The 22914-nt window shown below is 48.3% G+C and carries 22 protein-coding genes; 12 read left to right on the top strand and 10 right to left on the bottom strand.

All coding sequences use genetic code 11. From position 1 onward, the window contains the following. The first annotated feature begins 11 nt into the window (after positions 1 to 11). Entirely contained in the window at positions 12 to 665 is a 654-nt protein-coding gene (locus A1s21148_RS04210; RefSeq protein ID WP_095671210.1) for a LysE family translocator, read from the top strand. Beyond that, positions 662 to 1366, top strand: a complete 705-nt coding sequence (locus tag A1s21148_RS04215; RefSeq protein WP_095671211.1) for a PD-(D/E)XK nuclease family protein — start codon at positions 662 to 664, stop codon at positions 1364 to 1366. The genes A1s21148_RS04210 and A1s21148_RS04215 overlap by 4 nt, the downstream gene beginning before the upstream one ends. On the opposite strand, the gene A1s21148_RS04220 is transcribed toward A1s21148_RS04215, so the two are convergent. Further along, a complete protein-coding gene (locus tag A1s21148_RS04220) occupies positions 1367 to 2053 on the bottom strand; it encodes a lysophospholipid acyltransferase family protein (protein ID WP_223299351.1) in 687 nt (228 codons plus the stop codon). It abuts the gene before it with no gap. 49 nt (positions 2054 to 2102) lie between these two features. On the opposite strand from A1s21148_RS04220, the gene A1s21148_RS04225 reads away from it, so the two are divergent. Next, positions 2103 to 2402: a hypothetical protein gene (locus A1s21148_RS04225; RefSeq protein WP_125932388.1), complete on the top strand. Its 300-nt coding sequence runs from the start codon at positions 2103 to 2105 to the stop codon at positions 2400 to 2402. Here the strand turns inward: A1s21148_RS04225 and A1s21148_RS04230 are convergent. Together A1s21148_RS04230 and A1s21148_RS04235 are read right to left on the bottom strand one after the other, a co-directional pair. Continuing rightward, a complete protein-coding gene (locus A1s21148_RS04230; RefSeq protein WP_095671213.1) occupies positions 2399 to 3355 on the bottom strand; it encodes an ROK family glucokinase in 957 nt (318 codons plus the stop codon). The genes A1s21148_RS04225 and A1s21148_RS04230 overlap by 4 nt on opposite strands. Positions 3356 to 3391: 36 nt before the next feature. Next, the gene (locus A1s21148_RS04235) at positions 3392 to 3829 is read right to left on the bottom strand and encodes an SRPBCC family protein (RefSeq protein WP_095671214.1); all 438 of its coding nucleotides are present in this window, start codon (positions 3827 to 3829) and stop codon (positions 3392 to 3394) included. An 84-nt stretch (positions 3830 to 3913) separates the two neighbouring features. Between A1s21148_RS04235 and A1s21148_RS04240 the strand changes: the two genes are divergently transcribed. From A1s21148_RS04240 to A1s21148_RS04250, 3 genes are read left to right on the top strand one after another with little or no spacing between them, the layout of a single operon-like run. Further along, positions 3914 to 5704: an AMP-dependent synthetase/ligase gene (locus A1s21148_RS04240; protein WP_095671215.1), complete on the top strand. Its 1791-nt coding sequence runs from the start codon at positions 3914 to 3916 to the stop codon at positions 5702 to 5704. Then, positions 5701 to 6279 carry a sensor histidine kinase gene (locus A1s21148_RS04245; RefSeq protein WP_095671216.1) on the top strand — a complete coding sequence of 193 codons (579 nt, stop codon included), beginning with the start codon at positions 5701 to 5703 and terminating at the stop codon, positions 6277 to 6279. The genes A1s21148_RS04240 and A1s21148_RS04245 overlap by 4 nt, the downstream gene beginning before the upstream one ends. Further along, positions 6276 to 6902, top strand: a complete 627-nt coding sequence (locus A1s21148_RS04250; protein WP_095671217.1) for a response regulator — start codon at positions 6276 to 6278, stop codon at positions 6900 to 6902. The genes A1s21148_RS04245 and A1s21148_RS04250 overlap by 4 nt, the downstream gene beginning before the upstream one ends. On the opposite strand, the gene A1s21148_RS04255 is transcribed toward A1s21148_RS04250, so the two are convergent. The 3 genes from A1s21148_RS04255 to A1s21148_RS07465 form a co-directional block, all read right to left on the bottom strand. Further along, positions 6895 to 8046 (bottom strand): glycosyltransferase family 4 protein, encoded by a 1152-nt coding sequence (locus A1s21148_RS04255; protein ID WP_095671218.1) that lies wholly within the window; start codon positions 8044 to 8046, stop codon positions 6895 to 6897. The genes A1s21148_RS04250 and A1s21148_RS04255 overlap by 8 nt on opposite strands. Positions 8047 to 8058: 12 nt before the next feature. Further along, complete coding sequence (locus A1s21148_RS04260; protein ID WP_095671219.1) at positions 8059 to 9078, bottom strand: C40 family peptidase; 1020 nt, start codon at positions 9076 to 9078, stop codon at positions 8059 to 8061. Positions 9079 to 9154: 76 nt separating this feature from the next. Beyond that, the gene (locus A1s21148_RS07465; RefSeq protein WP_223299352.1) at positions 9155 to 9385 is read right to left on the bottom strand and encodes a hypothetical protein; all 231 of its coding nucleotides are present in this window, start codon (positions 9383 to 9385) and stop codon (positions 9155 to 9157) included. A 29-nt stretch (positions 9386 to 9414) separates the two neighbouring features. Between A1s21148_RS07465 and A1s21148_RS04265 the strand changes: the two genes are divergently transcribed. Next, positions 9415 to 9915, top strand: coding sequence for a dihydrofolate reductase family protein (locus A1s21148_RS04265; RefSeq protein WP_095671220.1), 501 nt, complete (start codon positions 9415 to 9417; stop codon positions 9913 to 9915). Here the strand turns inward: A1s21148_RS04265 and A1s21148_RS04270 are convergent. Beyond that, positions 9912 to 10754, bottom strand: a complete 843-nt coding sequence (locus tag A1s21148_RS04270; RefSeq protein WP_095671221.1) for an EamA family transporter — start codon at positions 10752 to 10754, stop codon at positions 9912 to 9914. The two genes, A1s21148_RS04265 and A1s21148_RS04270, sit on opposite strands and share 4 nt — an antisense overlap. A gap of 81 nt (positions 10755 to 10835) precedes the next feature. On the opposite strand from A1s21148_RS04270, the gene A1s21148_RS04275 reads away from it, so the two are divergent. The 5 genes from A1s21148_RS04275 to A1s21148_RS04295 all read left to right on the top strand — a co-directional run bounded on the left by A1s21148_RS04275 (position 10836) and on the right by A1s21148_RS04295 (position 17047). After that, positions 10836 to 11417, top strand: a complete 582-nt coding sequence (locus A1s21148_RS04275) for a DUF3000 domain-containing protein (RefSeq protein ID WP_223299353.1) — start codon at positions 10836 to 10838, stop codon at positions 11415 to 11417. Positions 11418 to 11426: 9 nt separating this feature from the next. Beyond that, a complete protein-coding gene (locus A1s21148_RS04280; RefSeq protein ID WP_095671222.1) occupies positions 11427 to 12746 on the top strand; it encodes an HRDC domain-containing protein in 1320 nt (439 codons plus the stop codon). 55 nt (positions 12747 to 12801) lie between these two features. Further along, positions 12802 to 13638, top strand: a complete 837-nt coding sequence (efeU, locus tag A1s21148_RS04285) for an iron uptake transporter permease EfeU (protein ID WP_095671223.1) — start codon at positions 12802 to 12804, stop codon at positions 13636 to 13638. A 110-nt stretch (positions 13639 to 13748) separates the two neighbouring features. Continuing rightward, positions 13749 to 14939: a thiolase family protein gene (locus A1s21148_RS04290; protein ID WP_095671224.1), complete on the top strand. Its 1191-nt coding sequence runs from the start codon at positions 13749 to 13751 to the stop codon at positions 14937 to 14939. Beyond that, the gene (locus A1s21148_RS04295; protein WP_095671225.1) at positions 14939 to 17047 is read left to right on the top strand and encodes a 3-hydroxyacyl-CoA dehydrogenase NAD-binding domain-containing protein; all 2109 of its coding nucleotides are present in this window, start codon (positions 14939 to 14941) and stop codon (positions 17045 to 17047) included. The genes A1s21148_RS04290 and A1s21148_RS04295 overlap by 1 nt, the downstream gene beginning before the upstream one ends. Here the strand turns inward: A1s21148_RS04295 and dxs are convergent. Genes dxs through A1s21148_RS04310 form a run of 3 tightly spaced genes read right to left on the bottom strand, consistent with a single transcriptional unit; the run spans position 16989 to position 22910 of the window. Next, positions 16989 to 18935 (bottom strand): 1-deoxy-D-xylulose-5-phosphate synthase, encoded by a 1947-nt coding sequence (gene dxs, locus A1s21148_RS04300; protein WP_095671226.1) that lies wholly within the window; start codon positions 18933 to 18935, stop codon positions 16989 to 16991. The two genes, A1s21148_RS04295 and dxs, sit on opposite strands and share 59 nt — an antisense overlap. Before the next feature lie 49 nt (positions 18936 to 18984). Next, the gene (gene acnA / locus A1s21148_RS04305; RefSeq protein ID WP_095671227.1) at positions 18985 to 21642 is read right to left on the bottom strand and encodes an aconitate hydratase AcnA; all 2658 of its coding nucleotides are present in this window, start codon (positions 21640 to 21642) and stop codon (positions 18985 to 18987) included. 29 nt (positions 21643 to 21671) lie between these two features. Further along, positions 21672 to 22910 (bottom strand): class I SAM-dependent RNA methyltransferase, encoded by a 1239-nt coding sequence (locus A1s21148_RS04310; protein ID WP_223299354.1) that lies wholly within the window; start codon positions 22908 to 22910, stop codon positions 21672 to 21674. Between the last annotated feature and the right edge of the window lie 4 nt (positions 22911 to 22914).

The following is a 22914-nucleotide window of genomic DNA, read 5'->3' on the forward strand; positions in this document are numbered from 1 at the left end:
AGAATTCCGAAATGGTTATCCCATCGCGCTTGATTGAATACATCATCGCCGCGATGATAATTATTCTGGCGCCCGGTCCTAGCGTCTTGTTTGTAATTGCCCGCGCCATTGCCTGGGGAAGAAAGGTCGCAGTCTTTACAGTTGCCGGCAATGTAACCGGCGCATTCTTTTTATCTTCGCTTGTTGCTTTCGGTTTAGGTCCAATCCTTTCAAGGTCTGACCTTGCTTACTCCGCAGTGCAATGGGGTGGCGGTGGATATCTGGTCTACCTAGGAATCAACGCAATTAAAGCGCGCAAGATTGCCGCCGCTGATATGAAGAGCCAAGGAAGCGTCGTTCCAACCTTCTGGCGTTCAGCGCGTGATGGTTTCTGGGTAGGTGCGCTAAATCCTAAAGGTTTAGTTTTCTATGCCGCAGTTCTGCCTCAGTTTGTAGATATCGACCGCGGAAATGTAACCGGGCAATTACTTTTTCTCGGCGCGCTCTTCTCGATTTTAGCTTTTATCTCGGATGGAACATGGGGACTTTTAGCGGGAACAGCTCGAGCATGGCTGGCCAGTGATGAGAAACGGTTAGAACTTTTAAGAGCTATCGGTGGTTGTGTGATGATTATCTTGGGTCTATTGGTGATCGCGTCAGCCCTTCGTGATTTAATCAATACATGAGTCCATCAACTAATTCAAAGATTGTTAAACCCGAAAAACCCGCGCGCGACACTATTGCGCCATCGGATCTAACCTTTGGGCTTTCTACTTGCAAGCGTTGCCTTTGGATTAAGTATTGGTTTAAAGTCACGATGCCTGGGCAATTTCCTTTAGTTAAACCTCTCTCATCTGCTCAAGAAGAACATTTCCGCCGTGCATCGATGCCTGATCTTGATCCATCACTTGCACCGGGCGTTGTTAAGCAATGGGGGCAATGGGTTAAGAGCGCACCTATTGAGATCAATGGTGAGGCAACCCGTTGGCGGATTCTTGGAATTTACGACCTGCTCGCACACTATGACGATGGCAGCGTGGGAATTATCGATTGCAAGGTTTCGGATTCAGATCGCGATAACGCTCAGTTCTATGCGCCACAGCTTGAGGCTTACGCCTACGCGCTCGAAAATCCTGAAAAAGGTAAACCCTTCCCAGTTTCATCAATGGGTCTGCTGGTCTGGAAGTTAGCTGGCGTAACGCCCACGGCAGATGGCGCTCATGGCTTTGGCGTAACCCAGCATTATCTCCATGTCACGCGTGATCAAGCGCAATTTAAATCTCTGATCGCCGATTTGATTAACGTCATCGAGGGAGACTTACCTGAGGCAGGGGTTGATTGCGATACCTGTAACTACTTAACCAAGCGATTATCGTTAGAGAGTTAACTAACCCTCATCGTCTTCGGTGCTTTTCTTCGCCTTCGTTGCATATGTATCGACATACTCTTGTCCTGATAAGGCTTGGATAGTCTGCATGATTTGATCTGTGACATCACGCAGGTGCAGTAAATCCGTGGAATCACCTTCAAAGTACATTGGCTCGCCGAAGATCATTTCAACGCGCATCACCTTTGGAACAACAGTTCCGGTTGGCTGAATCTTTTCGGTGTTAAACATCGCTACTGGAATAATTGGAGCACCTGATTCGATTGCAAGACGTGCAATACCTGTTCGACCTTTATAGAGCCTGCCATCTGGTGAGCGCGTACCTTCAGGGTAGATACCCAGACACTTACCTTCAGCTAAAACTTTCAAACCGGTAATCAGCGCTGCTTCACTGCGACGACCACCAGAGCGATCAACGGGAACTTGACCGAGGGCGATAAAAGTTAACTTCTTTAGTAATCCCTTTGGGCCAGGTGATGTAAAGTATTCACTCTTTGCCAAAAAAGTGACCTTGCGCGGAACAACTAAGGGCATAAATATGGAGTCACTAAAAGATAGGTGGTTAGAGGCGATGATCACCGGGCCAGAACCTGGAACGTGGCGCAGACCCTTTACCTTTGGGCGAAAGAGCACCATTAAAAATGGCGTCAAGAATGCGCGCAGAATGCCGTAAGGCAGGTTGTTCATGGCGTTAATTTACCGCTTAACCAACCCATAACCAACCTAATGTGCGAATATGAACCATGGAGCGCAAGAGATGAGCGGAAAAGATCCTGGACATGGCGAGCCAGATGACGCCCATGAACGCGAGTTGATCGATTTGGAATTTCAATCAATGGTTGAAGGTCTATCACTTGATGAATCTTCTCCAACAACGTATTTAGATGAACTAGATAAATTTGAAGATCAGAATCGTTTTCAACCACCAGCGCCACCAAAAGTTGGTTTAGGTGAAACTTTTAAGCGCGCTATAAATTCAATTAAGAAATGGAAGAACGGCCCAACCTTTCGCGACGACGATGGTGCCGCACTTTAAATTCTAGACAAATCAGCAACGCCAACTAATCCCGCGTTATTACCCAGTTCTGCTGGAACGATTTCGGGGTAAGGATGCTTTCCGGAGAATGGAATTAGGCTAAGTGCGGCTTTGCGCGTTGGTGACAAGAAAAGCTCACCGGCATCGATAACTCCCCCACCTAAAACGATGCAAGATGGATCGATCACCGCACAAAGCGATGCGATACCTGCTCCTAAGTAACTCGCCATCGTATTAAATGCAGCCAGAGCAACTGGATCTTCATCGCGCGCTGCTTCAGTAATTTGATGGCCTTTAAGCCCTTCAAGGGTTCCATCACCACGAGCCAATAAATTTCTTGCAAGGTCAGGGCTCGCGTTGATCGCTTCTCGTGCATGTCGCATCAGTGCCGAACCTGATGCATATTGTTCAAGGCAGCCACGAATTCCGCATCCGCAGAGATGTCCATCCGGTACAACGCGAATGTGTCCTAATTCAGCGCCTATTCCGAAGGCTCCTCTAAAGACAGAGCCATCAAGAATCAAGCCTCCACCGACTCCTGTGCCTAAAGTGAGCATCATTAAATCTTTACGACCGCGCCCTGCTCCAAATTTAAATTCACCCCACGCGGCAGAGTTTGCATCATTTTCTAAGACGATTCGATTACCAATAATCTGCTTTAGTTCCTGAACTAGATTTACGCCGTTCCAACCAGCGATATTTGGAGTAGCCAGAATCGTTTGACGATCAGATGAGATAAATCCAGCCGCTGAAACACCGATCGATTCAACTGGGTATTCCTTTGATAATTCGTTTGCGACGTCGGCGATAGTTTGGGTTAACGCCTTACCACCTTCGCGCGGAGTATCACGGCGCGCAGTTGCCAGAATTTCGCCTCTTTCAGAGACAACCCCACCAAGGACCTTTGTGCCACCGACATCTATGCCGATGGTATTTGAATTATCTTTACTCATTAAGGTTCTTAAGGGCCCTTGATCTCGGTGAAGAAATCAGCCTTCTATATGTTCTTTGAGTTGCTTAAGTGCTGACTCGATTGTTGACTTCTCTTGCTTTGTAATCATCATCGCTGGAATTGGCATCGATAAACCAACCGAAAGTTCATAAGTAACCGAGGTCGTATCGGAGTCGAGGCTCTTGAGTAAATATGCGCCATCCATCTTCGTTAAAATATTGGCATCTTCTAGTGAGAAGGTGACCTTACTTGGCGCTTCTGCCCATTCGAAGTTTAGAGTCACAACATCTTTTACCGCGCCGGCATCAACCGACAGGGTGGCCTTGGTAGCGCGCCCTTGGCCATCGCTCTCCAAAACATCTACCTTCTTAAAGGCACCTGACCATTGTGGGTAATCAGCAATTGCAAAAAGGGTGGCTGCTACCTGATCAAGTGGGGCATCGATGGAGATCGTTGAACTGCTCATATCGCTCATGGCTGTAGGTTACCTGAGAACGCTGTTAAAAAAGTACTTCGTAGCCTCTCCCCATTTTTCAAGGTGGGCGCTAGCGTTAGCGCCATGAACGAGATCACAATCCCAGCACTTGTCCCTGCGGCATCGACCGGAAACCTTACTAACTTAATTGCAGAACGCGCTTGGTTTGAACCCAACCGCACAATGCTTTCACGTCCCCTAGGAGATGGATGGCAGAAGGTTTCTGCAAAAGAGTTAGAGGAAGAAGTCCGCGCAACTGCGAAGGGTTTAATCGCCGCCGGAATTCAAATCGGTGATCGCGTCGCAATTATGGCGCGCACACGTTACGAATGGACGATTCTTGATTTTGCAATTTGGTTCGCAGGTGGATGCGTTGTTCCTATCTATGAAACATCTTCAGCCGAGCAAGTAGATTGGATTCTTTCCGATTCTGGCGCTGTTGGTTTAATCGTTGAAACTCCAACTCACCGCGAGCTAGTTAACACAGTTCTTCCTTCTCACACCAAACATATTTGGACTATGACCGAAGATGTTCTATCGGTTCTTGCCGCAGCTGGCGCTCACATTGGTGATGATGAGATCGATCGCCGCCGCAACGCCTTGCTTCCAGATACTCTCGCAACTCTAATCTACACATCTGGAACAACTGGTAAGCCAAAGGGCGTTCAACTAACTCACGGCAACTTCTTATCTGAGTGCGGAAATGTTGTTGAAGGCGCTAGCAATCTCTTCTTAAAGCCAGGTGGATCAACCCTTCTCTTCTTGCCGGTTGCCCACGTATTCGGTCGCATGGTTCAGATCGGTGCGATTCGCGCTGGCCTTCACTTAGCGCATTGCAGTGATCCAGTTGGCAGATTGCAACCAGATCTCGCATCATTTAAGCCAACCTTCGTTCTTGCTGTGCCTCGTATCTTCGAAAAGGTATACAACGGAGCAGAAGCAAAGGCTGATGCAGCGGGTAAAGGAAAGATCTTCCGTAAAGCTGCACATGTCGCAATTGCTTATAGCGAGGCAATGGATAAGCGTGGCTTCAATCCGCTCCTCACTCTCAAGCATGCACTTTTCGACAAGTTGGTATTTTCAAAGATTCGCGCCGCCCTTGGTGGAAATGTAGAAGCAGCGATTTCAGGAGGTGCACCACTTGGAAGTCGTCTCGGACACTTCTATCGCGGCGCTGGTGTAACAATCTACGAAGGTTATGGACTAACTGAGACAACTGCAGGCGCAACTTTGAATATGACTGGTGCAATTAAAGTTGGGTCTGTTGGAAAACCTATTCCAGGAACTTCCGTCAAGATCGCCGATGACGGAGAAGTTCTAATCAGAGGACCAATCGTTATGCGCGGCTATTGGCAGAACGATGCCGCTAATGCAGAAGTCTTCACCGAAGATCGCTGGTTTAAATCAGGTGACCTCGGAAAGATCGATGAAGATGGCTTCCTTTCAATTGTTGGACGTAAGAAAGAGCTAATTGTTACTGCGGGTGGAAAGAACGTTGCGCCAGCAGTGCTGGAAGATCGTCTGCGCGCCCATTCACTCGTAAGTCAATGCGTTGTAGTCGGTGATAACCAACCATTTATCGCAGCGCTAGTGACCATCGATCAGGAGGCGCTTAAAGGTTGGATTGCTGCCAATAAGAAAGATGGGGCAACTATCGCAACGCTGACCCAAGATCCTGATCTCATCGCAGTTATTCAGACAGCCGTCGATGAAGCAAATAAAGCGGTAAGTAAAGCCGAATCAATTCGCAAATTCACGATCCTTCCTACAGATTTCACAATCGCAGGCGGTCAATTGACGGCAAAGCTTTCAATTAAGCGACATGTGGTTGCACAGGAGTTTGCTAAGGAGATTTCTGAGCTCTTCGCTAAGTGAGCGATCCAGCACGACTTGAACTAGCGCGTGATCTTCACGATGGCATAGCGCAAGATCTGGTTGCTCTCGGCTACGAGTTAGATTTGCTCTTAGGGGCCACAGAATCAACCGTTGAATCGCGCCGAGAAATTCGCGTACTGCGCTTTAAAGTTGATGGTCTAATCTCGAAGGTTAGGCACGAAATGTACGCGCTACGCGATCCCAAAGTAGTTACTTTCCAGGATGCGCTCAGCCAGTTGATCCACGAAATTTGTGGTGATCTGCAGGTAACCGCTTCCATTAGCCACTTCTCTATTCCAAATTCCTACCAAACTGAATTAAAGGCGATCGCAACAGAGTTACTTCGCAATGCAAAGTTTCACTCTAGGGCTAGCCATATTGAAGTCCTTTTGAGAGGAGTTGAAAATCGCACCTACTTAGAGGTTAGCGATAATGGAGTTGGAGGTGCGCAGGTGAATACCTCAGGTTTAGGACGTTTAGGTTTAGTAGGAGTTAAAGAGCGCGTTGAACAACTTCACGGACAGTTAGAGATTATCTCTACTGAGAACGGAACCCGCATAAAAGTAGTTCTGTGAATGATGCAGTAGCACCACCACGAATATTGGTAGTTGATGATCATTCAGCTGTTCGTGCCGGCTTGGCCCGCGCCATTGAAGAAGCGCAGATGGTCTGTTGCGCTACGGCCGCAAGTAAATCTGAAGCGATGGCGCAGTTAGCGCATACCAATCCAGATGCGATAGTTGTCGATTTGAACCTACCTGATGGCAGCGGCTTGGATCTGATTCGTTGGGCTCGTAAGAATTCAAAGGAAATCGCAATCGTGATGCTCACTATGAGCGATAGCGAAAGTGATCTAATTGCCGCAATGAGCGCTGGCGCAAGCGGATTTGTTAAGAAAAGCGCTCCGCTGGCAGAGTTGATCTCCGTCCTAAAGAGAGCGCTAATTGCACCTAACTCATTTACCGCATCCGACATAGTTTCCGCGCTCAAGACAACATCTGCTGCAAAGTTGTTAACCCAACGAGAGGTCGAAGTTCTACGAGCAATTGCAGGTGTTGGAGATATTCGTGAACTGGCAAAGCGGCTGTATATATCTGAATCAACGTTTAAGACGCATCTAACTTCAATTTATCGAAAACTTGAGGTCTCAAATAGACTTGCTGCAATAAGAGTTGGAATTGAATCAGGAATTATTTAAATAAAGAGTTAAATTCCTTTGCCCAAATCTCCCAGCTCCACTTTTCGATAATCCATCTGCGTCCTGCCGCTCCCATCGCCTTCGCACTTATTGGATCATCAAACAATTTGATTAGCGCTGTAGAGACTTCCGTCGGTGAAGTTCCATCAACGCTAAATCCAGTAACACCTTCATCAACGGCATCCGGTGCTCCCCCAGAACGTCCTGCGATCACAGGCAAGGCACATGAACTTGCCTCTAAATAAACAATTCCGAGGCCTTCTACTTCAAGACCGGCCAAGCGTGATCTGGAAGGCATTGCAAAGATATCTCCGGCACAGATGTAACGGGGTAAATCTTTATATTGGATGCGTCCGATAAATGTCACTGCTCCCAACAGTTTAAGTCTCTCAACCATCTTAGTAAGGTCCTTTCGGTAAGGACCTTCACCAACCATCAACACATGCGCCGTCGGATGTTTTTCTAAGATAGCGGGCAGTGATTGAATCAAAATATCTTGGCCTTTACGATGCACAAGTCGGCCTACGCTGACAATAACTTTCTTATCGACTAAACCTAAGTCTTTCCGTAATTGCTCAGATGTTGAATCTGGAGCAAAGTGATCAGTATCGATACCCGGTGCAATCTTGGTAAGCCTTAACTTGGCTTTTGGCGAAAGCGCTTTCGCAATTTCACTCTTTGTAAAATCACCAAGATAGGTCAGATGATCAACGTTATTGCCGATAAAAGATATCGCTAAAGAAAATGGCCACAACTTCGCCCACCAGACTTCATGTCCATGGGTTAGCGCGACGATATTCTTAACGCCTTTTTTGCGCAAAGTGCGCGCCATGACTCCAAGAGGAGCCGCTGCTCCGAAAAATACCTGTTTGATCGAATCACGCGCAATAACTTTCTTGACGTTTCGAATTACTCGTGGAGTCGGAAGCAGAATCTTGGAGCGATCGCGAATTACCTCAACGCCAAAATCTCGCATCCATCCTTGATCATAAGAAGTTGTGTCACCCTGCGCGGAGGTATAGACAATGATTGATCCTTTGGGCGCGCGTTCTATCAAACCCATAACGAAGGTTTCGATGCCGCCGGCGCGGGGACCAAAGTCATTGGTGATGCAGAGAATTTTCCCTAAATTAAGTTCAGGCATTTACTTCAGAAACTAGAGTCTGCGTGCGCCGACGAATGGTTTTCTTCCCAAGTTAGATGCGCTTGCCACTTTCACGCGCGAACCAGATCGAGGTGCATGCACCATCTTTCCGCCACCTAAATAGATCCCAACGTGCGAAATTGGTCGACCAAAGAATATGAGATCGCCCGGAGCAAGATTTGAACGCTTTACCGATTTTCCATAGTTGAATTGAGCGCGCGATGAGTGTGGCAGTGAGACGCCTGCGGTCTGGAATGCGCGCATGGTCAGCCCTGAACAATCCCAATAGGTCATGCCATCGGCGCCGAAAACATATTTGTCACCGATCTGCTTCAGAGCAAATTGCAGAGCTTTTCCAGCACGCCCAGAAACTGCGCCGGCTGTCTTTGCCGCGGCAAGTGAAGATGCTTGGTCAGCATCTTCCTCTTCTTGCGCGAGTCTGGCTAATCGCTCGCGATCTTCCTTCTTTAACTTTGATAAGAGTGATTCAGCTTCTGCCAACTTCGCAATTGCGCGCGCGCTCTGCGCTGCCAGTTTTTTCTGCGTTGCTTTAACTAGCGCGAGTTTGTCGCTAACTGTTAACGAAGTTGCGGTAAGGCGTTGTTTGGCTGCTTGAAACTTTCGAAGTTCTACCGATTTCTTACGGGTAATTGCTTCTAGCGATCCTGCTGCTGAAAGGTAGAGCGCCGGATCTGATGAGAAGAGTAGTTCTAAGCTCTGGCTTAGCCCGCCAGTTTTAAATTGCTCAACAGCGATCGCATTAAGAGATTTTGAGAGAGCAGCAACGCTCTGACTTTGCACCGCAGCCTTCGCCTGGATGCCTTGAAGCTGTCCATTTAGCGAGGCTAATTTAACTTTTGCTTCCTGGGCGCCTTCTGCAGCAGTTGTGGCTTCTTCTTCAAGTTGGCGAACGCGCGCCTGAACCTGCGCCAAAGTTTGTGCAGCATCTGCGCTAGGCGCGGTAAGCAACGGGGCAACCAGCGAGATAATCGCGCTGATTAGAGCCGCCACAGAGCGCTTTGAAGTAAACATAGGGTTAAAGGCTAACGGTGCCTTATGAAGCAACTCAAACCGAAATAAGCGTGGCTGCCTGTGAATTTATTCTTATCTACGCTCGCCCAGCGGAGTTAAAGCGCAGTGGGCGGACTATCCCACGGGATGAGAGCAGATCAATCGCCTCAGCCGTTGTATCAGGAATTTCGCAGATTTCGCTGCGTTGATCTTTCTTGGGAGTTGAGAGGAGAAAAGTCAGTACGCAATCGTTGCAACCGATATCGCGAACTGCACATGAGTCACAGGTAATTATCATGAAGGAAACGTTACGTCTTTGCACTGACATCTACTTTGCCGCCAGATAGCCTTTCGACCATGGCCGTCTTCGCAACTCTGGTTACCGGAAGCGATGGCTCAACGACAAAAGGTGGCTCATCGCGCGCGATCACCAGCGGGGCCGATCGCACCGAATTTCTGGCACGTCGGCGCACCGCAGATTTCATCTTAATCGGAGGCAAAACCGCTCGAAGCGAGCCCTATCACCGCACACCCGTTCCAGTCGTGATCGCCTCTCGTTCAATGGTCAACGCCCTTGCCGATAACCGAAATGCCCATTGGTGGAATAGCTCACCACGTGCGGCGCTAGATCGCGGCATAAAGAAGTTTGGCAGCAACGTTTTGGTGGAAGGAGGCGCTAGCTTCATATTCGAACTAATTAGCAATCGCGCGTTAGATGGAATTTATCTCAGCATTACACCTGAGACTGGTGGCGAAGCCAAAATTAATTTCCAAGAACTTTTAGCAAAATTTTCTGATCTTTCAGAACGCGAAGTTGATGGCACGAAATTCTTTGAGGCGCGTGGCTTAAAGGCCTAGAAGGCTGAAATTATGGCAACGCCTGCGACCGCGGCTGCAATTCCGATGTACTGAACTTTATGAAGTCGTTCATGTAAGAACTGGAATGCAAGCAACGCGGTAAAGATCGGATAGAGCGCGCCAAGAACCATTGCCAGAGTTAAGTTGCCCTTTGTCGTTGCAACTCCCAAAAGTAAATTTGCTAAGAAATCTGCAACACCGATAAAGATCAAAATCGGGCTCTGTTTAAAGTTCAAGCCGCCTAAAGTTTTATATCTTGCAAAGATTCCTAATGAAACGAATAACGTTGTTAAGCGCATCATCACCATCGTCATAAGAGCGCTGCCCTGCGAACCAATCGCCATAAAAGTAAGTGCAGTACCGAAACCACCTGCTGCACCAAGTGCAAGAAATAGCGGCTTCAGCGGAAGTCCTTGAGAAATTTCTGGTCCACTCGCTAAGAAAGCGCCGATGATTGCAAGTGCAGCGCCAATACTTAGAATTAAAGAAAGGCGATCTCCTTTTACAAAGAAGGCATAGCCGACAGGAATCAAGGCGCTTAAACCGCTGATTGGAGATACGACTCCCATGCGACCAGTAGAAAGTCCCGCATATAAACAAATTAACCCTAGATATCCAAGAACTCCGGCAAGTGCTCCGGGAAAGAAATAACCATCAGGACCAAATGCAGCTGCAGAATAATCTCCAGTAACAATTACCAAACCAATTCCAAAAATTAAACCGATTGCTTGGGTTACTCCGAGCACTGCGATCGCGGGATGGCTCTTACTTAACTTGCCACCGTGATAATCCGCAGTTCCCCAAAGAGCGCTTGAGAGAAGGGCTAAAAAAGTTGCCATGGGCCTAAGGGTACACACGCAAAAAGAGAGTAAGCGCCCTGCCTCCCACTTAAAAGCAGGTCCTATCTTTAGAATTAACCAGTGGATTTAAACCAATTTAATCGCATGATCGAGCATCTGCGCACCGCTACACCGCGCGCTGAGATCATCTTGGAAGAAGTCCCAGCACCTCAAAAATTAGCTACTTACTCTTTTGCATTTACCGCAGATGTATCAAATGGTTTGCTCGGTGATGATGAAGATGAAGTTGCATCTGGTCGATTTGTTTTGCTGCACGAACCCGGTGGGCAAGAGACCTGGGAAGGTGAATTTCGCTGCGTTACATTTTTAAGTGCAGATGTAGATGAGGCGATGCAAGATGATCCGCTTCTGCCTGAAGTTGGCTGGTCTTGGCTCCTAGATTCTCTCTCGGCAGCCGGTTGCGAATTCAACGCCCCAAGCGGAACTGTCACGAGAGTTTCCAGCGCATCATTTGGAAAACTTTCACCACGCAATGATCAATCTGAAATCGAAATCCGCGCATCATGGAGTCCAATTATCAAAGAGAGCGCCGAGATGATTAAACATATCGAAGCCTGGTGCAATCTCCTTGGCGAAGTTGCCGGACTTCCACCCATCGTCGAAGGCGTAGCGCCAATTTCTGCAGCACGACGTCGCGTATAAAAATTATCTATGAGTGAAGATAAATCAACTACCGTAGAAGAAGTCCCGGCAACGCCAACCTCAATTCCGCTCTTAGCTCCCGCTAATGGCATCCCACCGGTAGTTGATACGGATCAGAAATTTGCAGCCGCTCTTGCTCAACTAACTTCAGGACGTGGCCCTTTTGCAGTCGATGCCGAACGAGCCTCCGGATATAAATACAGCGCCCGCGCTTATCTAATTCAGATCAAACGTGAAGGCGGCGGGCTTCATTTGATTGATCCGATTCCATTCGGGCCAAACCATAAGTATTTTCAAGAGCTAAACACGCTTCTGCAGAGCGATGAAGTAATTTTGCACGCCAGTACTCAAGATCTTCCATGTTTGCGTGAACTTGGAATTAATCCAAAGCAACTCTTTGACACCGAACTTGGAGGGCGTATCGCAGGTCTGCCGCGAGTAGGACTCGGGCCACTACTTGAATCACTTATGGAAGTCTCGCTCGCCAAAGAGCATTCGGCAGTTGATTGGTCACAGCGCCCCTTGCCCCAAGATTGGCTCAATTATGCCGCCCTTGATGTGGAGCTCTTGATTGAACTTCGCAATCAAATGCATGCAATTTTGGAAAAATCAAAGAAGTTAAAGTGGGCTGAAGAAGAGTTTCAATCGATTATTGATGCACCTGTTCCCCCGCCACGCGTTGATCCTTGGCGTCGCACATCGGGAATGCATAAGATTAAAAAGCGCGATCAACTTGCAATCGTGCGAGCGCTCTGGACAGTCCGTGCCGAAATGGCTCAAGAAGTAGATATCGCACAAGGGCGTTTGTTATCTGACGCCGCAATTGTTGAGATTGCAACGAAAGCTGTTGAAAAACCAATCAAGACGAAGAAAGATTTAGAGAAGGTTCTGCGCCCTATTGGTCTGCGAGCGCGTTGGTTTGAAAATACCGCCACCTGGATTAACGCCATCACAGATGCCCTTGCCTTGCCTGAGAGCCAATGGCCACCAGTGCGCACCGATAGCGACTCGTTGCCTCCAATAAAGATCTGGCGCGAGCGCTTTCCTGAGAGATATGCCCCGCTCACCCACGCCAAGGCCAATATTCAATTAAAGGCCAATGAGCTGGTTATCCCCTTTGAGAATTTGATTACCCCTGAATATGTCCGCCGGATCTGCTGGAACTCCCCTAAATCAGGCGTAGCAGCCGCCTTAGCCGATCTCGGCGCCCGTCAATGGCAGATCGAGATAGTTGCTCCGATCTTGGAATCTGCCCTTTTAGAGACCGAACCTCTGGCGGTCGCTGAGAGTGAGCCTGAATCCCAGGCGCAGGTTCCAGAGCAGGTGTGAGGAATTACGCAACACTTAAGTTGCGTAAATACGGGGGTCGTTCTAGATTTAGCCCATGCTCAGCACATTCATCATCGCCCTACGCGAAGGCCTAGAAGCCGCCTTAATCGTTGGAATTCTCGTTGCCTACATCGTTCGCACAGATCGTCGCCATTTTCTTAAGCCGCTCTGGACCGGTGTTGCAGCCGCTCTATCCGTAACCTTTGCACTCGGCGCATTTCTCTCTTTCACCTCAGCTGAATTATCCGATCGCGGAGAAGAGCTATTTGCTGGCATCACATCTTTCATCGCAGTAGGACTTGTTACATGGATGGTCTTCTGGATGAAGCGCACAGCGCGCACACTTCGCAACGAGCTTCATGGAAAAGTAGATACTGCACTTACCGGAGGCCCAATAAGCCTTGCTTTAGTGGCTTTTTTCGCTGTTGCCCGCGAAGGTCTAGAGACCGCGTTATTTGTTTACACTAATTTTCAAACAGTCGGCGCTGCATCGACTGCAACAGTTGGTTTAGTTCTTGGACTTACCTTGGCAGTTGTTCTTGGATATTTGATCTACAACCGTTCTGTAAAATTAGATCTCTCAAAATTCTTCACCGTTACTGGAGTTGCACTAGTCATCGTCGCAGCCGGCGTCTTGTCATACGGCATCCATGAATTCCAAGAACTTGGTTGGATCCCAGGCGTTGATGACTTCCTATGGGATGTAACTCCTTGGATCGCCAAGGAATCAATCTTGGCCTCGCTCCTAAGCGGCACCGTAGGCTTTGATACAACAACCTCCTTTATTCAATTTATCGCCTGGTCTGCCTATCTAGTAGCAGTTTTGGTCCCATACCTCTCGAAGGGTAAGGGCCAGCAGAGCGCGCCAGCTGCCGAGAAGGTAAAGGCTTAACCTTTACCCTGTTCCACTTTTGGCTACTGACCAGTAACCTTTCTCTATAAGCCCGCGCTCGCCCCTTTCAAGGCGAGAGCAGTTGGGCGCTTAAGAGAAAGCAGTCGTAAATGTCTCGCACCGTTGTCCTAGTTGATGCCGTTCGCACCCCATTTGGAAAAGCCGGAAGCATGTACTCCGGAACGCGCGCTGATGATTTGATGGTGCGCGCAATGCGCGGCCTACTTGAGCGAAATCCTAAAGTTTCTCCAGATGCAATTGAAGATGTCGCTATCGCAGCGGCAACGCAAACCGGCGATCAAGGTATGAACTTAGGTCGCAGCGCATCTCTTTTAGCAGGATTACCAGTCACTGTTCCAGGTTATTCAGTCGATCGTTGGTGTGCAGGTGCAATGACTTCGATGACGACCTTGGCCGGTGCAATTGCTATTGGATCAATCGATATTGCAATCGCTGGCGGCGTTGAACATATGGGAAATCATCCAATCGGTGATGGACTTGATCCCAATCCACGTTTTCTTGCAGAGCGCATCGTTGAACAAGATGCGCTCGCCATGGGTGCAACTGCTGAACGTTTACATGATCGCTTTCCACAATTAACGAAAGAGCGCGCAGATCGTTATGCGTACAACTCACAGATGAAAACTGCAGCTGCATATGCTGCTGGAAAGATTCAGCGCGATTTGATTCCAACTGCCGCACGCATTCCTGAGATGGGTTGGGGTATTGCAACAGTTGATGAACCACCACGCCCAACGACAACTATGGAAGGCTTAGCAACGCTCAAAACTCCATTCCGCGCAGCCGGCCGCGTAACCCCAGGAAACTCATCAGGTTTAAATGATGGCGCAACTGCTGCGCTGCTTGCTAGCGAAGATAAAGCGAAAGAACTTGGGTTAACGATAAAAGCAAAGCTAGTTTCCTATGCATTTGCTGGAGTAGAACCAGAGGTAATGGGATTTGGACCGGTTCCTTCGACTATAAAAGCTCTTGCCAAAGCGGGTTTAAAGATTGAAGATATCGGCGCATTTGAAGTTAACGAAGCATTTGCGGTGCAGGTAATTGCATTTCTTGATCACTTTGGAATTGCCGATGATGACCCTCGCGTTAATCCTTATGGCGGTGCGATTGCAGTAGGCCATCCATTGGCTTCTTCCGGAATCCGTTTAGCGCTCAACCTGGCGCGCGCCTTTGAAGAGCACCCAGAAGTGCGTTATGGACTTACAACAATGTGTATTGGACTTGGCATGGGCGGCACCGTTATCTGGGAGAACCCACACTTTTCAGGAGGATCAAAGTAATGACTACCGAAATCAAATTACCTGAAGGAGCGCCAGAAGAAGTTGTTACCAACGCGCTTGTCCGCGATGTTGATCTAACTGCATTTGGTTTTACAGGCTCGCTATCTTTGATTACCTTAGATAACGGACTTGATCACACACGTCCCAATACCTTCGGTGCTCAGTCACTTATCGCCTTGGATGCTGCGATCACCGATGCAATAGGCCGCTCCCCTGCTGCAATTGGCATTATCGGAAAGCCTTTTATCTTTGCTGCAGGTGCCGATCTTTCAGCGCTCTCATTTCTTTCAGAGCGCTCACAATCACTTGCTATCGGAAAACTTGGCCACGATGTATTTCGCCGCCTTGATGAATGCGGAGTTCCTACCTTTGCATTTATCAATGGCCTAGCACTTGGTGGCGGGCTGGAAGTTGGTCTGCATTGCAACTACCGAACTCTCGCATCAACTGCATTTACTGGGCTGCCTGAAGTTTTCTTGGGGCTTGTCCCGGGTTGGGGTGGAGCGACAATTCTGCCGAAGCTAATCGGACCAGAGCGCGCTATTCAAGTCATCATGCTTAACGCTTTGAATAACAACACCATGATGAAGGCTAAAGATGCACTATCACTTGGAGTTGTGGATGCAGTATACGAACCAGCCGATTTCCTAGAGCGCTCTGTCTCATTTGCAGCAAAAGTCTTAAGTGGTGCAACGAAGGTAGAACGTAAAGATTATTCACAGGATCCGGCATGGGATGCCGCGCTTGCTACAGGTAAGGCTGCAGCTCTTAAGAAATATGGCGGAGCTGAGATCGCATCTCCTATGCGCGCACTTGAACTAATTGCTGCGGCTCGCACCAATACTCGCGGTGCTGGATTCGATGCTGAAGATCAAGCACTTGCTGATCTAACAATGTCTGATCCACTTCGCGCATCTTTATATGCATTTAACTTGATCCAGAAGAAGCGTAAGAAAGTTGAAGGCGCACCTAAGCCAGCGCTCGGCCGCAAGGTAACCAAGGTCGGTGTCGTTGGTGCTGGACTCATGGCATCACAACTTGCTCTGCTCTTGCTTCGCAACCTTAAATGCCCAGTTGTTATGACCGATATTGATCAAGAACGAGCCGATAAGGGCGTTGCTTGGGTTAAGAACGAACTCGCGAAGTTGGTAGAAAAGAAGCGCATGAGCGAAGAGTCTGCGCGTCGCCTCTCACTTCTAGTAAGCGGTTCTGCAGATCAGAGTTCTTTTGCAGGTTGTGACTTCATTATTGAAGCAATCTTTGAGGAACTATCTCTTAAACAAGAGTTATTTAAGAAGCTCGAAACCATCGTCTCCCCCGAATGTGTATTGGCAACCAATACCTCATCGCTCTCAGTTGAACGCATGAGCGAAGGGTTAAAGAACCCAGAGCGGGTAATTGGCTTCCACTTCTTTAATCCGGTTGCTGTGATGCCACTTCTCGAAGTTGCACGAACCTCAAAGACAGATGATGCAACAACTGCAACTGCAGTCAGCGTTGGTAAAGAGCTAAAGAAGACGATGATCATCTGTAAGGATGCACCGGGCTTTGTCGTCAATCGCTTGCTAACTCGCTTCATGGGCGAAGTAACGGATGCGGTAGATGAAGGAACCTCACCAGAAGTTGCCGATAATGCAATGCGGAGCATCGGTTTCCCAATGTCGCCATTTGAACTTCTCGATTTGGTTGGCCCAGGCGTTGCCTTGCATGTCTCTGAAACCTTGCACGAGAATTTAGGCCCGCGCTATCGCATCTCACCAACTATGCAAGCGATGGTCGATGCCAAAGTTCGCAACTTCTACATCAAGGGCGCCGATGGAAAATTCACCGCTAACCCTGAAGCGGTTGCGTTGATTAAACAAGGCGATAAGCCATCAACTGCAGAGCAGGTTCGCGATCGTGCGCTAAATGCTTTAGCAACTGAAGCACGCATGATGCTAGATGAAGGCGTTGTTTCTTCAGCTGCTGAGATTGATCTCTGCATGTTGATGGGTTCAGGTTGGCCGATGCACCTGGGCGGAATCTTGCCTTATCTAGATCGCGAAGGAATCAGCGAAGCGGTTTGCGGTCAGCGCTTTCATGCACCGGGTATTGCATCTCTGCCATAGTCGAATCTGACAAGTTCGAAGTCGAGTGGGAACTGTTCCACTCGACAATACTTCTTGCGATGCTCTGCGCGGTAATTCCGAGATCGTTCATGATCTCAGAGCGCTTGGAATGCTCAATGAATTCCAGTGGAATACCAATTGAGTGAATTGGCGTTGCTAGACCTGATGCGCGAAACATTTCGGAGATCGAACTTGCAATACCGCCATGCTTAATTCCATCTTCTAGAACAACTACGCTCTTATATCGCTGGGCAATTGTGACAAGTGAGATCGGAAGTGGCTTAACCCAGCGCGGATCGATAACCGTTACGCCAACGCCTTCTCGATAAGCCATTGATGCAGCTTCTACTGCGATCGCAGCCATCGCGCCGATACTCACCAAAAGTACATCTGCACTCTCTCCGCGATATAGAACATCGATGCCATCGCGTCTTTCAAATGCTGGAATATCTTCTTGAACCGCTCCCTTTGGAAAGCGCAGCATCGATGGTGCATCTGAGATAGCAACTGCTTCGCGCAAAATTTCACGCAGTCGTGCGCCATCACGTGGAGCTCCCACATGCATATTTGGAACAATTCCAGTTAACGCTAGATCCCAAATGCCATGGTGAGAAGGGCCGTCATCTCCGGTAACTCCAGAGCGATCCAAAACAAAGGTGACGCCAGCCTTGTGTAGCGCCACATCCAAGAGCAACTGATCAAATGCACGATTTAAGAATGTTGAATAAAGTGCGACAACTGGATGCAGACCAGCAAATGCCATTCCTGCTGCGCTAGTGACGGCATGTTGTTCTGCAATGCCAACATCGATTGTGCGCTCAGGAAATGCTTTCTCGAATTTATCTAAACCTGTTGGTCCAAGCATCGCTGCCGTTATCGCGACGATATCGCTGCGCTCGTGGCCAATCGCAACTAACTCTTCGGAAAATACTTTGGTCCAACTGGTAGCACTCTTCGCTAAAGGCGCACCAGTTTCTGGATCAACGATTCCAACTGCGTGAAATTTTTCGGCTTCATCTGCAACTGCAGGTTGATGACCACGTCCTTTTTCGGTAATTGCATGAACAAGAACTGGCGCGCCAAATTCTTTAGCCTTCGCTAAAGCCTTTTCAAGTGCTGCGATATCGTGGCCGTCGATTGGCCCCATGTACTTCAGGCCAAGATCTTCAAACATTCCTTGCGGAGCGACAATATCCTTTATGCCCTTCTTCATACCGTGCAAAGTTTCATAAATCGGAGTACCGACAACCGGGGTCTTATGTAGAAATTCTTTACCCCAGTCAAGAAATCTTTCATAACCGCGGGTTACGCGCAGAGTTGAGAGATAAGTTGCAAGCCCGCCAATTGTTGGAGAGTAAGAGCGTTCGTTATCGTTTACGACGATTACTAAATTTCGCTCTTCTGTAGCGGCAATATTGTTGAGCGCCTCCCAAGACATGCCGCCTGTTAGCGCGCCATCGCCAACCACAACAACTACATGGCGATCGCTTTGCCCAGTACGTGAAAATCCATAGGAAATTCCATCGCCCCAGGAAAGTGCAGTTGAGGCATGAGAGTTTTCGATTACATCGTGTTCGCTCTCGCCGCGATTTGGGTAACCAGCAATTCCACCTCGCTGGCGCAGACCATCGAAACTATCTGCCCGGCCGGTAATTATTTTATGAACGTAAGATTGATGCCCGGTATCAAAGAGCACTACATCGCGCGGTGAATCAAAGGTTCGATGTATCGCCAGAGTTAGCTCAACAACGCCTAAGTTAGGGCCAAGATGGCCGCCGGTCTTAGAGACTTTTTCGATAAGGAACCGGCGAATCTCTTCGCTTAACTTATCTATCTGTGCGCGATCCAACGCCTTAATATCAGCGGGACCTTTAAGAGACTCGAGCACGTGCTTAGTCTAGTTAAGGCCCTGCAGTTACGCGATTTCTACGTGATATTTAGGCGAGAAGGGACCTTAAGACGTACTGCATGATCCCCCCGTGGCGATAATAATCACCCTCACCCGGCGTATCGATGCGAACCTTTGCGGTAAATGTCTTATCCCCTGCGGTAACAGTTACCTCTTTCGGAATACCTCCGCCATTTAGCGCAGTGATTCCAGAGATCGCAAATTTTTCATCGCCCTTAAGTCCAAGGCTCTGTGCAGTATCACCATTAGTAAATTGCAATGGAAGAACTCCCATTCCAATCAGATTTGATCGGTGAATACGCTCAAAGCTTTCAGCGATTACTGCGCGAACTCCAAGGAGTGCAGTTCCCTTTGCAGCCCAGTCGCGAGATGAACCTGATCCGTACTCTTTTCCAGCCAAGATAACTAACGGTACGCCGGCTGCTTGGTAAGCAACTGATGCATCGTAAATTGTTGACTGTGCACCGTTATCAAGGAAGTTTCGGGTAAAGCCACCTTCTACGCCATCTAGCAACATATTCTTTAAGCGAATATTTGCAAAGGTGCCGCGAATCATTACTTCGTGGTTGCCGCGGCGTGATCCATATGAGTTGAAATCTGCGCGCGCGACGCCATGTGCTTCAAGGTATTTGCCTGCAGGCGAATCAGCCTTGATATTTCCAGCCGGTGAGATGTGATCTGTTGTTACAGAATCTCCAAGGATTGCTAGAACTCGCGCTCCAGAGATATCGGTAACTGGCTTTGGTTGCGCCGGCATTCCATCAAAGTATGGAGGTTTGCGTACATAGGTTGATTGCACATCCCATTCGAATGTCTTGCCAGTTGGCGTATCAAGTGATTTCCAACGGTGATCGCCATCAAAGACAGTCGCATAATCTTTCTTAAACATCTCGGATGAGATAGAAGAATCAATTACATCTTGAATCTCTTTCGCGCTTGGCCAGATATCTGCCAAGAGAACTTCCTTGCCATCCTTATCGGTGCCAAGTGAATCCTTTTCAAAGTCGTGATTCATAGTGCCTGCTAGCGCATAGGCAACTACTAGCGGAGGTGAAGCTAGGTAATTCATCTTCACATCAGGGCTAATGCGGCCTTCAAAGTTACGGTTGCCAGATAGCACTGCTGTTACAGCAAGATCATGTTCGTTAACAGATTTGCTAATTTCTAGTGGAAGCGGACCAGAGTTTCCGATACAAGTTACGCAGCCATAGCCAACAAGGTGGAAACCAAGTGCTTGCATATATTGAGTTAGGCCAGCGCGATCGTAGTAATCGGTAACAACTTTTGATCCTGGTGCCAAGGTTGTTTTGACCCATGGCTTAGAAGTTAGGCCGCGTTCTACCGCTTTCTTTGCAAGTAGCGCAGCGCCGATCATTACTGAAGGATTTGAGGTATTTGTACATGAGGTAATTGATGCAATTACGACGTCACCATTTTTGATGGTGGTCTCTTTTGCGCCAATCTTTACTGGGTAAGCCTCTTTGCCGGTTTTATCTGTGAAATAAGTTGGCAAGATTTTATCGAAAGCCGACTTTGAGTCGCTTAATGAGATGCGATCTTGCGGACGCTTTGGTCCAGAAATTGATGGAACAACTGTTGAAAGATCTAGTTCAACATGTTCGGAATAACGAGGGCTCACTGATGGGTCATGCCACATGCCTTGCGCTTTTGCATATTGTTCAACCAGAGCGAGTTGATCTTCGCTTCGTCCGGTAAGACGCAGGTAGCGAAGAGTTTCATCATCAATTGGGAAGATGGCACAAGTTGAACCATATTCTGGGCTCATATTTCCAATTGTGGTGCGGTTAGCCATTGGCACAGAGACAACGCCTGGTCCATAGAATTCAACGAACTTTCCAACGACGCCATGCTTACGCAATATCTCAGTAATTGTTAGCGCCATATCTGTGGCAGTTGTGCCAACAGGAAGTGAACCACTTAACTTGAATCCAACTACGCGAGGAATCAACATTGAAACTGGTTGTCCAAGCAGAGCTGCTTCGGCCTCGATACCGCCGACTCCCCAGCCAAGTACGCCGAGTCCGTTAACCATTGTTGTGTGTGAGTCCGTACCAACGACAGTATCTGGATAGGCGCGGAGCACTCCATTTACAGTGCGAGTCATGATTACTCTCGCTAGGTATTCAATGTTTACCTGGTGAACAATTCCGGTTCCAGGTGGAACAACTTTAAATTCATCAAAGGCGCCTTGGCCCCAGCGCAAGAAGCGGTAACGCTCGCGGTTGCGCTCATATTCAATATCTGTGTTCTGCTCGAAAGAATCTTCTGTACCGAATACATCGGCGATAACAGAGTGGTCGATAACAAGTTCAGCAGGTGCCAGTGGATTTACCTTCGCTGGGTCTCCCCCAAGATCAACAATTGCTTCGCGCATGGTTGCTAGATCTACTACGCAAGGGACTCCGGTGAAATCTTGCATGACAACGCGGGCCGGCGTGAATTGAATTTCAGTATCTGGCTCAACTGATGGATCCCATTGTGCAAGAGCTTTGATGTGGTCAGCGGTGATATTTGCGCCATCTTCGGTGCGAAGTAAATTCTCAAGTAAGACTTTAAGCGAGAACGGCAAGCTAGCAGCGCCCTCGATCTTAGAGATATCAAAGATTTCAAAATCTTTGCCACCAACATTTAGATTCTTCTTGGCACCTAATGAATTTTTGCTCATCGCTTATCCCTCACTGATTTATCTTGACGTCAAGATACCTTAACTCGCTTAAAAAGTGCAACAGATTCGATGTGTTGCGTCATCGGAAAGAGATCAAAGGCGCGAATATCGGCCAGCGTATAGCCCGAACTTTCTAAGTAAGCGCTATCCCGGGCAAGGGCTGCAGGATCGCAAGCCACATAAACGATTGCACGTGGCTTTAAAGAAACCATTGATTGAACGACGTTCTTGCCCGCTCCTTCGCGAGGTGGATCAAGAATAATTACATCGGCTTTCGAAAACCGCGGCAGAATCTTTTCGACATCGCCGGTATGGATTCCGACATTGGTGCGCTCGGCAAAATTTCTAAGCGCATCCCCAGTTGCGGATTTACTGCCTTCGACCAGATCGATTCTGCCGCTCTCGCCAACTAATTCGATAACTTGAGATGTAAAGAGCCCAACTCCCCCATAAAGATCCAAAACTTGATCGCCAATCTTGAGCTCGGCATATTTCAAAACGGCTTCGCAGAGAACAGCGGGCGCGCTTTTATGGCTCTGCCAGAAAGAGCGTTGCGATACTTCTAGTGGCGCGCCATTTACCTCATAAGTTGCAATATCTGGTCCTTCAGATGTTCGAACTGGGGTCTCATCGCGCATATATCCCGTAGCAATGGTCCGCTCACCAGTCGATGAAATAGAAACCTCAACCTGCAGATCCCCTTTCCACTTTCGATTACTTAACTCATGATATTTCAATTCGGGTTGCAGAATTCGACAATCAGAGACCGGAACAACTTTATTGCTACGTGCTTGGCGAAATCCGAGCGCTCCATCACGTGTTGTTACCGCAGTAAAGCGGGTGCGATATCCAAGCGGCCCAGCAACTTCTTCTACCTGCAAGAGTATTTCTTTCTTGGCAATACGTGCGAATTGTTCAGTTATAACTTCACTCTTTAGCTGGCGTTGTCTTTCCAACGAAATATGTTGAAAGTCGCACCCACCACAACCAGCGCGATGCGCAAATTGGCAAGGGGCGCTAACGCGATCACTAGAGGCGCTCAAAACTTTCACGACATCGGCGCGATTAAAAGAAGATCCGGTACCGGTTATCTCAATCTCAACTTCTTCACCAGGTATCGCATGGCGAACAAAGATCACTGCTCCCTGGTGGCGCGCTATGAAATGACCGCCATGGGCGATCTTCTCGATGGTGACGTTAAAGCGTTGACCTACGGATAGGTCCGCCTTTCTTTCTGATTTTTCCATTCGAGCATCATCTACCGCCATGTGC

Source organism: Candidatus Planktophila lacus, from assembly GCF_002287925.1.
In the GTDB taxonomy this organism is placed as follows: Bacteria; Actinomycetota; Actinomycetes; order Nanopelagicales; family Nanopelagicaceae; genus Planktophila; species Planktophila lacus.